The sequence below is a fragment of the Streptomyces sp. NPDC001231 genome (genome assembly GCF_042896885.1).
Taxonomy (GTDB): Bacteria; Actinomycetota; Actinomycetes; order Streptomycetales; family Streptomycetaceae; genus Streptomyces.
The window spans coordinates 19,879-34,019 of sequence record NZ_JBIAXS010000037.1; the positions used below are offsets into that span (position 1 = coordinate 19,879).

1 protein-coding gene and 1 pseudogene are annotated in these 14,141 nt (G+C 75.1%); both read right to left on the reverse strand.

Annotated features, from left to right (window positions below; genetic code table 11):
* Position 1 precedes the first annotated feature (1 nt).
* Positions 2-9,562, reverse strand: coding sequence for a type I polyketide synthase (locus ACFY3J_RS33350; protein WP_390842403.1), 9,561 nt, complete (start codon positions 9,560-9,562; stop codon positions 2-4).
* Between the two features lie 46 nt (positions 9,563-9,608).
* Positions 9,609-13,970 (reverse strand): annotated as a pseudogene (locus ACFY3J_RS33355) (beta-ketoacyl synthase N-terminal-like domain-containing protein); the annotation flags it as partial.
* Positions 13,971-14,141 lie beyond the last annotated feature (171 nt).

Sequence of the window (14,141 nt, forward strand, 5' to 3'; positions counted from 1 at the left end):
TTCAGTTCGCCGAGTTCTGGGCGGCCAGCCGCAGCAGCGCTTCGGCGTCCATGTCGTCGAGGGAGTCCGCCGTGTCGTCCGTGGCGGGGGCGCTGTCCTCAACGTCGTCGGACTCGGCGAGTTTCAGCACCATGTCGAGGAGGCCCGCCTTGCGCAGCCGTCCGATCGGGACGGTGGCCAGGGCCTCGCGGATGCGGGCGTCGGGGTCGCCGGCGCGGCCGGTGTCCGCGTCATCGGGTGCGGTGCCGTAGAGCAGCGAACCGATGTGCTGGGCGAGCGCCGCGGGAGTCGGGTAGTCGAAGACCAGGGCGGCCGGCAGGGGCAGCCCGAGGGCGGAGCGGAGCCGGTTGCGCAGTTCGACGGCGGTGACGGAGTCGAAGCCGACGTCGCGGAAGGCGCGCGAGGCGGGCACCGCGTCGGGGCTGTCGTGGCCGAGGGTCGCGGACGCCTCGGCGCGGACGGCCTCGACGAGGGCCCGGCCGCGTTCGGCGGTGGGCAGCCCGTCCAGGCGGGCGCGCAGCGGCGGCACGGCCGCGCCGGAGCCGTCGGCGGCGGCCGGGCCCTCGTCGCTGAGGGCCGAGACCGCTTCCGGAACGGTGCTCAGCAGGGCGCTGGGGCGGTTCGCGGTGAAGGCCGGCGCGAACAGCTCCCAGTCCATCAGGGTGACGGCGAGCGTGGTGTCGTCGTCCTGAAGCATCTGGTCGAGGGCGCCCAGCGCGTGTGCCGGTTCCATGGCCAGGACGCCCTGGCGGACGAGCCGGTCGTGGACCTCGGGGTCGGTCGCCATGCCGACCTCGCCCCAGGTGCCCCAGGCCACCGACGAGCCGGTCAGGCCGAGGGACCTGCGGTGCTCGGCGAGGGCGTCGAGGTAGGCGTTGGCGGCGGCGTAGCCGGGCTGGCCGCCGCTGCCCCAGACCGCGGCGCCGGACGAGAACAGCACGAACGCGTCCAGGTCGAGGTGGGCGGTCAGTTCGTGCAGGTGCCGGGCGGCGGTCAGCTTGGCGCGCATCAGCGCGTCGAGCCGGTCGAGCGTCAGGTCGGCGACCGGGGCGTCGCCGTGGGCGACACCGGCGGAGTGGAAGACGGCGGTGAGCGGCGCGTCCTCGGGCAGGCCGGCCAGGAGCGCGGCGAGCGCGTCCCGGTCGGCGGCGTCGCACGCGGCGATCGTCACCCGGACGCCCAACTGCTCCAGTTCGCTACGGAGTTCGGTTGCTCCCGGGGCGTCGGCGCCGCGCCGGCTGGTCAGCACCAGGTGTGCGGCGCCCTGTTCGGCGAGGCGGCGGGCGACCCGGCCGCCGATGCCGCCGGTGCCGCCGGTGACGAGGACGGAGCCGCGGACCGGCGGGCGCTTCCCGGAGCCGGGTACGGCCGGGGCGGCGTGGACGAGGCGGCGGGCGAGGACGCCCGAGCCGCGGATCGCGAGCTGGTCCTCGCCGCCCGCGTCGGCGAGCAGTCCGGTGAGCCGGGCGGCGGCCCGGGTGTCGAGCGTCTCCGGCAGGTCGACGAGACCGCCCCACCGGTCGGGGTGTTCGAGGCCGATGACACGGCCCAGGCCCCACAGCGCGCCCTGGGCGGGGCTGCTGAGGACGTCGCCGCGGCCGGCGGCGACACCGCCCCGGGTCAGGCACCACAGGGGCGCGGTGAGTTCCGCGTCGCCGAGGGCCTGGACGAGGGCGAGGGTCTGGGCGAGGCCGAGGGGCACGGACCCGAAGTCGGTGTGGAGTGCCTCGGCGGCGGCGAGCAGCGAGACCACGGCGTGGAACTCACCCTCGTCCTCGCGGATCTGGGCGAGTTGCGCGGCCCAGGACGCCCGGTCGGTGCCCTTGGCCTCGAAGCGGACGGTGTCCGGGCCGAGCGCGTCGAGGACGGCGGCGACCCAGGGGGCACCGGCGTGGTCCGGTGAGATCACCGCCAGCAGCCGCCCGGCGGGCCGGGCCGTGCCGGGGTCGGCGGCGCGGTTCCACTCGACGTGGTAGCGCAGCGCGTCGACCCGGGAGCGGGTGAGGGAGCGGGCGCGCCAGGCGGACAGCGCGGGCAGTACGTCGCCGAGCCGGCCGGCGCCGTCGTCGGCGGGGATGCCGAGCTCGCCGGCGAGCGCGGCGAGGTCCTGGTTCTCGACCAGTTCCCAGAACGCGGCGTCGGAGGCGTCGGCGGTGCCCGAGGCGGCGGCCTTGGGCTCGGGCCAGAAGTCCTGCCGCTGGAAGGGGTAGGTCGGCAGGTCGACCGGCGCGTACACGGGGCGGTCGAAGACGGTGGTCCAGTCGACGGCGATGCCGTGGGTGTGCGCCTCGGCGAGCGAGGTGAGGAACCGGCGGCGGTCGCCCTCGTTGCGACGCAGCGTGCCGAGGACGGCGCCGGTTTCGGCCGCCGTCTCCGCCTCCTCGGCGAGGCTCTCCTGCGTCTCCTGGATCGGGGCGGCCAGCACCGGGTGTGGGCTGATCTCCACGAACACACGGTGTCCGGTGGCGATGAGGGCGCGGGTGGCGTCCTCCATCAGCACCGTCTGCCGCAGGTTGGTGTACCAGTAGGAGCCGTCGAAGGCCGCCTCGTCGAGCCGGGCGCCGGTGACGGTCGAGTAGAACGGCACCTCGGGGGTGCGGGGGCTGACGGGGGCGAGGACGCGGGCGAGTTCGTCGCGCACGGCCTCGACGTGCCGGCCGTGCGAGGCGTAGTCCACGGACACCCTGCGGGCCCGTACGTTCTGCTCGCGGCAGGTTTCGAGGAGTTCGTCGAGGGCGTCGGCGTCGCCGGAGACGATCACCGAGGAGGGGCCGTTGACGGCGGCGATGGACAGCGCCTCGTCCCAGGGCCCGAGGAGTTCGGTGACGCGTTCGGCGGGCGCGGAGACGGACATCATGCCGCCGAGTCCGGACAGCTGGGGCAGGGCCTGGCTGCGCAGCGCCACGACGAGGGCGGCGTCCTCCAGGCTGAGCGCCCCGGCGACGCAGGCGGCGGCGATCTCGCCCTGCGAGTGGCCGACGACGGCGGCCGGTTCGACGCCGTGCGCCCGCCACAGCGCGGTGAGCGCGACCATCATCGAGAACAGGGCGGGCTGGACGACGTCCACGCGCTCCAGGAGCTCCGGGTCGCCCTCGCCGGCCAGTACCTCGTGCAGGGACCAGTCGGTGTACGGGGCGAGCGCGGCGGCGCAGTCGTCGACGGCGGTGCGGAACACCTCGGAGGTGGCGAGGAGTTCGCGGCCCATCCCCCACCACTGGGAGCCCTGGCCCGGGTAGACGAAGACGGGTCCCGCGGAGTCCGGTCCGGCGGTGCCGGTGACGACGCCGCCGGCGGACGCGGAGGACACGACGGCTTCCAGGCCGCGGGCGAAGTCCTCGGGCCGGCTGCCGAGGACGACGGCGCGGTGGTCGAAGGCGGTCCGGGTGGTGGCCAGGGCGTGTCCGACGCGGGCGGGCGTGGCGGTGGCGCCGGCCGTCGCGGTCAGCAGCCGGGACGCCTGCTCGCGCAGCGCCGGCGCGGACTTGGCGGACAGCGGCCAGGGGACGAGCGGGGCGTCCTCGGGGTCCTCGGTCGGCTCCTCGACGGGCTCTTCGGCGGGCGGGGCCTGCTCCAGGAGGAGGTGGGCGTTGGTGCCGCTGATGCCGAAGGAGGAGACACCGGCCCGGCGGGGGCGGTCCTCGGCGGTGGGCCAGGCGGTGCGCTCGCGCAGCAGGGTGACGGCGCCGGAGGTCCAGTCGACGTGACTGGAGGGCTCGTCGACGTGCAGGGTGCCGGGCAGTTCGCCGGCCTGCATGGCCATCACCATCTTGATGACGCCGGCGACGCCCGCGGCGGCCTGGGTGTGGCCGATGTTGGACTTCACCGAGCCCAGCAGCAGCGGCTTGTCCTCGTCGCGGCCCTGGCCGTAGGTGGCGAGCAGGGCGCCCGCCTCGATGGGGTCGCCGAGCCTGGTGCCGGTGCCGTGCGCCTCGACCACGTCGATGTCGGCGGTGCCGAGTCCGGCGTTGGCGAGGGCCTGGCGGATGACGCGCTGCTGGGATACGCCGTTGGGGGCGGTGAGGCCGTTGGAGGCGCCGTCCTGGTTGATGGCGGAGCCGCGGACGACGGCGAGGACGCGGTGGCCGTGGCGGCGGGCGTCGGAGAGCTTCTCCAGCAGGACGACGCCGACGCCCTCGGCGAGGGTCATGCCGTCGGCGGCCTCGGCGAACGGCTTGCAGCGGCCGTTCTTCGCCAGGGCCCGCTGCCGGCTGAAGCCGACGAACGCGTGCGGGGTGGCCATGACGGCGGCGCCGCCGGCCAGGGCGAGGGTGCTCTCGCCGCTGCGCAGGGACTGGCAGGCCAGGTGCATCGCGACCAGGGAGGAGGAGCAGGCGGTGTCGACGGTGACCGCCGGGCCTTCGAGTCCGAGCAGGTAGGAGACACGGCCGGACAGCACGCTGGCCGCGGTGCCGGTCATCATGTGCACCTCGGTGCCCTCGGTGCCGTTCTGGACGCTGCTGGAGTAGTCCTGGTAACTGGCGCCGAAGAAGGTGCCGGTGGCGCTGGAGCGCAGCGACTCGGGGTCGATGCCGGCCCGCTCCAGGACCTCCCAGGAGGTTTCGAGGAGCAGCCGCTGCTGCGGGTCCATCGACAGGGCCTCGCGGGGCGAGATGCCGAAGAACCCGGGGTCGAAGCCGGCCGCCTCGTGCAGGAACCCGCCGTGCACGGAGTAGGTGCGGCCCTGCCGGTCGGGGTCCGGGTCGTAGAGGCCGTGGGCGTCCCAGCCGCGTTCGGCGGGGAACTCGGAGATGGCGTCGGCGCCGTCGAGGGCGAGCCGCAGCAGCTCCTCCGGGGTGCTCGCGCCGCCGGGGAAGCGGCAGCTCATGCCGACGATGACGATCGGGTCGTCGTCGGCGCCGGCGACCGCGGCGGCGGGCCGGTCGCCGGCCGTGCCGGTGGTGCCGAGCGCGGTGGCCTTGAGGAACATGGCGAGCGCGACCGCGTTCGGGTGGTCGAAGACCATGGTGGACGGCAGGGTGAGCCCGGTCGCGGCGACGAGGCGGTTGCGCAGGTCGACGGCGGTCACCGAGTCGAAGCCGATGTCGCGGAAGGCGCGGCGCTCCGGGACGGTGTCGGCGGAGGCGTGGCCGAGGACGGCGGCGGTCTCCTCGCGGACCAGGGCGAGCGCGATCCGGTCCTGCTCGGCGGTGGACACACCCTGGAGGCGGGCGGCCAGGCCGCTGGTGGCGGTGGCCGTCGCGGCGGGCGCGGCCCGGTCGGCCAGCAGCCGCGCGACCTCGGGGATCCGGTCGAACAGATGCGAGGGGCGTCCCGCGGTGAAGACGTCGTGGTACGTGCCCCAGTCGATGTCCATGAGGCCGATGACGGTCTCGTCGTCCTCCATGACGCGCTGGAGGGCGGTCAGCGCCAGCTCCGGGTCGAGGTACTCCAGTCCGCTGCGGCGGATCTGGTGCGGGTCGGCCAGCTCGCGTTCGCGGTCGTCGGGCCACTTGCCCCAGTGGATGGAGGTGGCGCGGGCGCCGCGGGCGCGGCGCTGTTCGGCGAGCGCGGACAGGTAGGCGTTGCCCGCGACGTACGCGGCGTGCACGCCGCTGCCCCACATGCCGGCGGTGGAGGAGTACAGGACGAAGTCGTCCAGCTCCTCGTCGTCGAGGAGTTCGTCGAGGATCCGGGCGCCGGTGACCTTGGCGTGCACGACCTCGGCGAACGCGTCGACGGTGGTGTCGGCGAGGGCGGACAGTTCGATGACGGCGGCGGTGTGCACGACCGTGCGGACGGTGCGGCCCTCGGCCTTGAGTCCGTCGAGGAGGGCGGCGACCGCGTCGCGGTCGGTGATGTCGCAGGCCGCGAACTGTGTCTCGGTGCCCGCCGCTTCGAGTTCGGCGGCGAGTTCGGCCGCGCCGGGGGCGTCGGCGCCGCGGCGGCTGAGCAGTACGAGGTGCTCGGCGCCGTGGGCGGACAGGTGGCGGGCGAGTCCGGGGGCGAGGGTGCCGGAGCCGCCGGTGACGAGGGTGGTGCCGCGCGGAGTCCAGGAGCGGGTCCTGCGGCGGGTGTCGCCGCTCGCGCGGATGACGCGGCGGGCGAGGACGCCGGCGGGCCGGATGGCGAGCTGGTCGTCGTCGCCGAGCGCGCCGGCGAGGGCGGCGGCGAGCCGCTGGGCGGTGCGGGTGTCGAGGATGTCGGGCAGGTCGACGACGCCGCCCCAGCGGTGGGGGTGCTCGACGGCGACGGTCCAGCCGAGACCGGCGATCTGGCTCTGCAGCGGCCGGGTGACGGGGTCGGACGGGCCGGTGGAGAAGGCGCCTCGGGTCAGGAACCACAGCGGGGCGGGGGCGCCGGCCTCGCCGAGGGCCCGCGCCAGCGACACGGACAGCGCGAGTCCGAGGGTCAGTCCGGGGTGGTGGGCGGAGTCCTGTTCGGCGTCGGCGAGGACGGAGACGATGCCGGTGAGGCCGTCGGTGTCGGGCAGACGCTCGCGCAGGACGGCGGGGTCGGTGCAGGTCTCGTCGAGGACGAGGCGGCGCACCTGGGCGCCGCCCGTCTCCAGCGCCCCGGCGACGTCGGTGTCGTCGACGCCGTCGGCGCAGACCAGCAGCCAGGTGCCGTCGAGGGTGGCGCGGGGAACCCGGGCCAGCGGCTCCCAGGTGACCCGGTAGCGCCAGGAGTCGAGGGTGGAGCGCTCGCCGCGTGTGCGGCGCCAGGAGGCGAGGCCGGAGAGGATCGCGGCGACGGACTCCTCGTCCGTGCCGAGCGCTTCGGTGAGGGCGGAGACGTCGGCCTGCTCGACGGCCGCCCAGAACTCGGCGTCCATCGGTGCGGTGGCCGAACGGTCCACGACGGCACGGCTGATCCAGTAGCGCTCGTGCTGGAAGGCGTACGTGGGCAGGTCGACGCGGGTCGCGCCGGTGCCCTCGAACAGCGGGGCCCAGTCGACGTGGACGCCGCGGACGAACATCTGGGCGGCGGAGAGCAGGAAGCGGTCCAGGCCGCCGTTGTCGCGGCGCAGGGTGCCGGAGGCCACGCCCACCACTCCGGCGTCGTCGATCATGTCCTGGACGGACATGGCGAGGACGGGGTGGGAGCTGACCTCGATGAAGGCGCGGTGCTCGGCGGCGAGCAGACCGCGCACTGCGTCGGCGAACAGGACCCGCCCGCGCAGGCTGCGGTACCAGTGGCCGGCGTCCATGGCGGTGGTGTCGAGCCAGTCGCCCGTGACCGTGGAGAACAGCGGGATCCGCGACGCGGTCGGCGCGACCTCCGCCAGCAACTCCAGGATCTCGTCGTGCAGGTCCTCGACGTGGCGGGAGTGCGAGGCGTAGTCCACGGGGACGCGGCGCACGCGCACGTCCTCGGCGGTGAGCAGGTCGTGCAGCTCGTCCAGGGCTCCGGGTTCGCCGGAGACCACGCAGGAGCGGGGGCCGTTCTCGGCGGCGACGGACACCCGCCCGCCGAACGCCTCCAGACGGGCCTCCACCTCGGCGACCGGCAGCGCCACCGACATCATGCCGCCCCGCCCCGCGAGACTGCGCCCGATGGCCTGACTGCGCAACGCCACCACACGCGCACCATCACGCAGCGACAACGCACCCGAGACCACGGCGGCGGCGATCTCACCCTGCGAGTGACCCACCACCGCGTCCGGCTCCACACCCTGCGCACGCCACACCGCGGCCAGGGACACCATCACGGCGAACGACGCGGGCTGGACCACGTCGACACGCTCCAGCGTCGGCGCACCCTCCACGCCCCGCAGCACGTCGATCAGGTTCCAGTCCGTGAACTCGGCGAGCGCTTTCGCGCACTCGGCGATCCGCTCCGCGAACACCGGCGACTCGTCCAGGAGTTGGGCACCCATGCCCACCCACTGCGAGCCCTGACCGGGGAACACGAAGACGGTGCGGCCGTCCACGTCTGCGGCGCCCTCGACGAGTCCGCTCCAGGACTGGCCCTCGGCCAGCGCGCGGCTGCCGGTGAGCAGGCCGTCGCGGCCGGCCGCGACGACGACGGCCCGGCGCTCCAGCAGGGCCCGGGAGGAGAGCAGACTGTGGCCGACGTCCTGGGGGCGCGGCTCGGTGTCGGCGTCGAGGCGGGCGACGAGGGCGGCGGCCTGGTCGCGGAGCGCCTGATCGGAGTGGGCCGAGAGCAGCCACGGCAGGGCGCCCGGCACGACGTGCGGCCGCTGTGGGGCGTCCTCGGCCCCGTCGTCCTCGGCGGGCACGGGGGCCTGCTCCAGTACGGCGTGGGCGTTGGTGCCGCTGATGCCGAACGAGGACACGGCGGCCCGGCGCGGGCGGCCGGTCTCCGGCCAGGCGGTGGCCTCGCTCAGGAGGCGGACGTGCCCCGACTCCCAGTCGACGTGGGTGGAGGGCGACGCGGCGTGCAGGGTCCGGGGCAGCACGCCGTGCCGCAGCGCCATGACCATCTTGATGACGCCCGCGACACCCGCGGCGGCCTGGGTGTGGCCGATGTTGGACTTCAGGGAGCCCAGCCACAGGGGCTGTTCGGGGCCGTGCTCCTGACCGTAGGTGGCGAGCAGCGCCTGCGCCTCGATGGGGTCGCCGAGGCGGGTGCCGGTGCCGTGCGCCTCGACCGCGTCGACGTCGGCGCCGGTGAGGCCGCAGTTGCCCAGGGCCTGGCGGATGACCTGTTCCTGGGCGCGGCCGTTGGGGGCGGTCAGTCCGTTGGAGGCGCCGTCCTGGTTGACGGCGGAGCCGCGCAGCACGGCGAGCACGGGGTGGCCGTTGCGGACGGCGTCGGAGAGACGCTCGACGACGAGGACACCGACGCCCTCGCCCCAGCCGGTGCCGTCGGCCTCGTCGGAGAACGCCTTGCAGCGGCCGTCGGGGGCCAGGCCGCCCTGGGCGCTGAACTCCACGAAGACGGACGGCTCGGCGAGGATGGTGACGCCGCCGACGACGGCGAGCGAGGACTCCCCGCTGCGCAGCGACCGGGCCGCCATGTGCAGGGCGACGAGGGAGGAGGAGCACGCGGTGTCGACGGTGACCGCCGGGCCCTCGAGACCGTAGACGTAGGAGAGACGGCCGGACAGCACGCTGGCGGCGGTGCCGGTCAGGGCGTGGCCGTGGAGTTCGGCGGCGGTGTCCGCGGAGGGGGCGCCCCAGTGGTAGGAGCCCACGAACACGCCGGTCGAGCTGCCGCGCAGGGAGGTGGGGGCGATACCGGCCCGCTCCAGGGCCTCCCAGGAGACTTCGAGCAGCAGGCGCTGCTGCGGGTCCATGGCGGTGGCCTCGCGCGGCGATATGCCGAAGAACCCGGCGTCGAAGTCGGTGGCCTCGTAGAGGAATCCGCCTTCGTGTGTGGAGCTGCTTCCCTCGCCGTTTCCGGTGAGCGCCTCGATGTCCCAGCCGCGGTCGGCGGGAAATCCGGAAATGGCGTCCCCGCCGGATTCCACGAGTTCCCACAGGGATTCCGGCGAGCTCACTCCGCCGGGCAGCCGGCAGCTCATTCCGACGATCGCGACGGGCTCGTTGTCGCGGGATTCCAACTCGCCTATACGGCGGCGGGCGCGTCGCAGATCGTTGGTGACCCGGCGAAGGTAGTCGACAACTTTTTCCTGCTGGTTCTGCTGGGGTTCCGGCATCGGGTCCGTCCTCGTCATCGGGTCGCGAACGAAAGCTGGGAATCCGCTATGTGGTTTCGAACTCTTCATCGATGATGTCGAGCAGCCTGTCGACCGACACCGAGCCGATGTCCTCGTCGGAGAAGTCCTCCCGAGGGGCGGAGTTCCGGCGGAGCGAGGCGACGAGTGCGTCCAGGCGGTCGGCGACTGCCCGGCGTTCGGGGTCGTCGTCCGGCAGGGTCCGCACGATGGCCTCGAACCTGGTGAGTTCGTCGTCGCACGATCCCAGCGGCGGGGAGCCGGACGCGACGAGGAGTTCCCCGATGCGCCGGGCGGCGAGTTCGGGGGTGGGGAAGTTGAAGACGAGGGTGGCCGGCAGCCGCAGTCCGGTCAGCGCGGTGAGGCGGTCGCCGAGTTCCACGCCGGCCAGCGAGTCGAAGCCCAGTTCCTTGAAGACCGCCCGGGGTCCGACCGCGTCCGGGCCCTGGTGGCCGAGGACCGCCGCCGCCTGGGTCCGCACCAGGCCGATGAGCCGGCGCTCGCGCTCGGCCGGCGCCAGGGCCGCCATCTCGGCCGCGAAGGTGTCGGGCGCCGGGGCGGCGGACGGCTCGGCGGGGGCGGCGCCGGGTACGGCGGCGACGGGCCGGGTGCGGCGCGGCGCCGCGGTGTTCTGGATCCGGGTGCGCGTGGGCGGCCGGGGTGCGGTGCGCTCCTGCTCGGTGAGCTGCCGTACGACGACGGCGTCGGCGGTGAGCACCGGGGCGCCGGTGACGTCGGCGGCGGTCAGGGTCAGGGCGCCGTCGTCGGCGGAGCCGATCCGCACCCGCAGGGCGGTGGCGCCGACGGCGTGCAGCCGGACCCCGCGCCAGGCGACGGGGAGCGTGCCGGTCGTGGTGAGGGCGGCGTGCCGGGCGGCGTCGAGGAGCGCGGGGTGCACCCCGTAGGCGCCGGGGTCGTCGGTGGTGCCGGCCGGGAGTTCGACCTCGGCGAGGACCGCCCCGTCGTGGTGCCAGGCGGCGCGCAGGCCGCGGAAGGCGGGTCCGAGGTCGAGGCCGTCGTCGACGAGCCGCTCGTAGTGGTCGTCGAGGTCGAGGGGTTCGGCGCCCGGCGGGGGCCAGGCGGTCGCGAAGGAGGTGTCGGGGGCCGCGGCGGTGCCGGGCGCGGTGCCGAGGAGGCCGCCGGCCCGCTGGGTCCAGGGCTCGGTGGGGGTGCTGCCCGGCCGGGAGTGGACGGTGACGGTGCGCCGGCCGGCCTCGTCGGCGGAGCCGACCCGGACCTGGAGGTTCAGGGTGTCACCGCTGTGCAGGACGGGCGCCTCGACCAGGGCGAGTTCGTGCAGGACGTCGCATCCGGTGTCGTCGCCCGCGCGGACGGCGAGTTCCACGAGCACCGCGGCGGGCAGCAGGACGCGTCCGGCGACGGCGTGGTCGGCGAACCAGGGGTGGGTGGCGGCGGAGAGCGTCGCGACGGACACCGTGCCGCCGTCGGCGAGTTCGACGGTCGGGCCGAGCAGCGGGTGGCTGCCGCCCGCGGGGGCGGTGCCGCCGGGCCGGGCCGGGGCGGGCCAGTGCCGGGTGCGCTGGAAGGCGTACGTCGGCAGGTCGGTGCGGCGGGCTCCGGTGCCGGTGTAGAGGGCGGACCAGTCGACGGGCACGCCGAGGACGTGGAGCCGGCCGAGCGCGGCGGTGAGGGCCGTCTCCTCGGGCTGGTCCTTGCGGAGGGTGGGGACGGCCTCGACCGGGGTGTCCGGGCCGAGGACGGTGCGTGCGAGGGCGGTGAGGACGCTGCCGGGTCCCAGCTCGATCAGCAGGTCGGTGCCGTGCTCACGCAGGGCCGTCACGCCGTCGGCGAAGCGGACGGTGCCGCGTACGTGCCGTACCCAGTACTCGGGGGTGGCGATCTCGGCACCGGCCAGTTCACCGGTGAGGTTGGACATGACCGGCAGCGTCGGCTCGTGGAAGGTGAGCTGGGCGACGACGTCCCGGAAGGTGTCGAGCATCGGCTCCATCAGCGGCGAGTGGAAGGCGTGCGAGACCGCGAGGCGGCTGGTGCGGCGGCCCTGGGCGGCGAAGTGGGCGGCGACCCGCTCCACGGCGTCCTCGGCGCCGGAGACGACGACCGCGGTGGGACCGTTGACGGCGGCGAGGGCGACGTCGTCGCCGAGCAGCGGGAGGACCTCGTCCTCGGACGCCTCGACGGCGGACATGGCGCCGCCGGCGGGCAGTGCCTGCATCAGGGTGGCGCGGGCGGCGACCAGCCGGCAGGCGTCCGCCAGCGGCAGCGCCCCGGCGACGTGCGCGGCGGCGATCTCGCCGACGGAGTGGCCGCCGACGGCGCCGGGGCGCAGTCCGAAGGACTCGGCGAGCCGGTAGAGGGCGACCTCGAAGGCGAACAGCGCGGGCTGGGTCCACCCGGTGCGGTCGAGTTCGGCGGGATCCTCGCCCCACATCACGGACCGCACCGAACGCTCCAGTTCGGGGTCGAGGGCGGCCAGGACGGTCTCCAGAGCCTCGGCGAACACCGGGAAGCGGGCGGCGAGTTCACGGCCCATGCCGAGCCGTTGGGAGCCCTGTCCGGAGAAGAGGACGGCGGTGGTCCGGGGGGCGGCCTCGCCGCGGGCGCGCTCCACGGCGCCGTCGCCGGACGGCGTCAGGACCGCGCGGTGGCGCAGCGCGGCCCGGCCGGTGGCCAGGGAGTGGCCGACGTCCAGGGGGTCGAGGCCGGGGTGGGCGCGGACGAAGGAGGTGAGGCGGTCGATCTGGGCGTCGAGGGCCTGCGCGGAGGCTGCGGACACGGGCCAGGCCACGGCGTCCGGCGCGGGCACGAGGCCTGCGGGGGCGGGCAGTTGAGCGGCGGGCTCGGCGGCGGAAACGGGGGATCGGCCGACGGACCCGACGGCAGGAGCGGACGATCGGCCAACGGACCCGACGGCAGGAGCGGACGATCGGCCAACGGACCCGGCGGAGGGGGCGACGGTTCGGTCGGCTGACCCGACGGAGGGGGCGACGGTTCGGTCGGCTGACCCGACGGCTGGGACGGCAGGCCGCTCGACGGACTCGGTGCGGGCCCCGCGTCGGTGGGCGGGCTCGGCGGAGGCAGCGGATCCGCCCGCGGACGCGGCGGCGACAGCGGTGGCGGGCTCGGTCGCCGGTGCTTCCTCCAGGATGACGTGTGCGTTCGTGCCGCTGATGCCGAAGGAGGAGACCGCGGCCCGGCGCGGGCGGCCGGTGCCGGGCCAGGGCAGGGCCTCGGTGAGGAGTTCGACGGCGCCGGCCGACCAGTCGACGTGCCGGGTGGGGGCGGAGACGTTCAGGGTCCGCGGCATCAGGCCGTGGCGCATCGCCTGGACGGCCTTGATGAGTCCGCCGATGCCGGCGGCGGCCTGCGCGTGCCCGATGTTCGACTTCAGGGAGCCGAGGCGCAGCGGCTGTCCGCCGTCGCGGTCCTGGCCGTAGGTGGCGATCAGCGCCCGGGCCTCGACGGGGTCGCCGAGCCGGGTGCCGGTGCCGTGGGCCTCGACGAGGTCGATGTCGGCGGGACCGAGTCCGGCGTCGGCGAGGGCCTCGCGGACGACACGTTCCTGGGCCGGTCCGCTGGGGGCGGTGAGTCCGCCGGAGGCGCCGTCCTGGTTGACGGCGGAGCCACGCAGCACGGCGAGCACGGGGTGCCCGGCGGCGCGGGCGGCTGACAGGCGCTCCAGCACGACCATGCCGGCGCCCTCCGCCCAGGTGGTGCCGTCGGCGTCGTCGGAGAAGACCTTGCAGCGGCCGTCGGCGGCGAGAGCGCCCTGCCGGGTGTAGGCGATGAACCCGACCGGCGTGGACATCACGGTGACGCCGCCGGCCAGGGCGGTGGCGCACTCCCCCGACCGCAGCGAGCGCAGCGCGTAGTGAAGGGCGACCAGGGACGAGGAGGACGCCGTGTCGAGGGTGACGGCGGGTCCTTCGAGGCCGAGGAAGTAGGCGAGCCGCCCGGAGGCGATGCTCGGCGACAGGCCGGTGAGGGCGTGTCCGGTGAGGTCCTCGGAGGAGGCGTTCGTGACGGCCGCGTAGTCCTGGCCGTTGGTGCCGACGAAGACGCCGGTGCGGGTGCCCCGCAGGGTGTGCGGGTCGATGCCGGCGTGTTCCAGGGCCTCCCAGGAGGTCTCCAGGACGAGCCGCTGCTGAGGGTCGGTGGACACGGCCTCGCGGGGCGACATCCCGAAGAAGCCGGCGTCGAAGTCGGCGGCCGAGGCGAGGAATCCGCCTCGGTGGGTCACGCTGTGGCCGGGCCCGTCACCGGTCAGGGCGGCCAGGTCCCAGCCGCGGTCGCCGGGGAACGGCCCGGTGGCGTCGCGGCCGGCGCGGACCAGTTCCCACAGGTCCTCGGGTCCCTCGACGCCTCCCGGAAAGCGGCAGGCCATTCCGACGACCACCACCGGGTCCTCGTCGGCTCCGATCGTCATGCCTCGCTCACCCCTGCGGAAAAGTCGGTCCTGTGGCCACCTCTGCCTGCCGGATCGTAGGGGCGCGAAGGCTGTACTTTTCCCTAAGGAATCTCTCCGTTCGGCGCCGGGCCGCGTCCGAACGGCACCAAAAACCCCCGCTCTCGGGCGAAGACT

What these genes read in the sequence shown, in the direction of transcription:
- ACFY3J_RS33350 (WP_390842403.1), bottom strand. Translation starts at nt 9,562, where the DNA reads ATGCCGGAACCCCAGCAGAACCAGCAGGAAAAAGTTGTCGACTACCTT.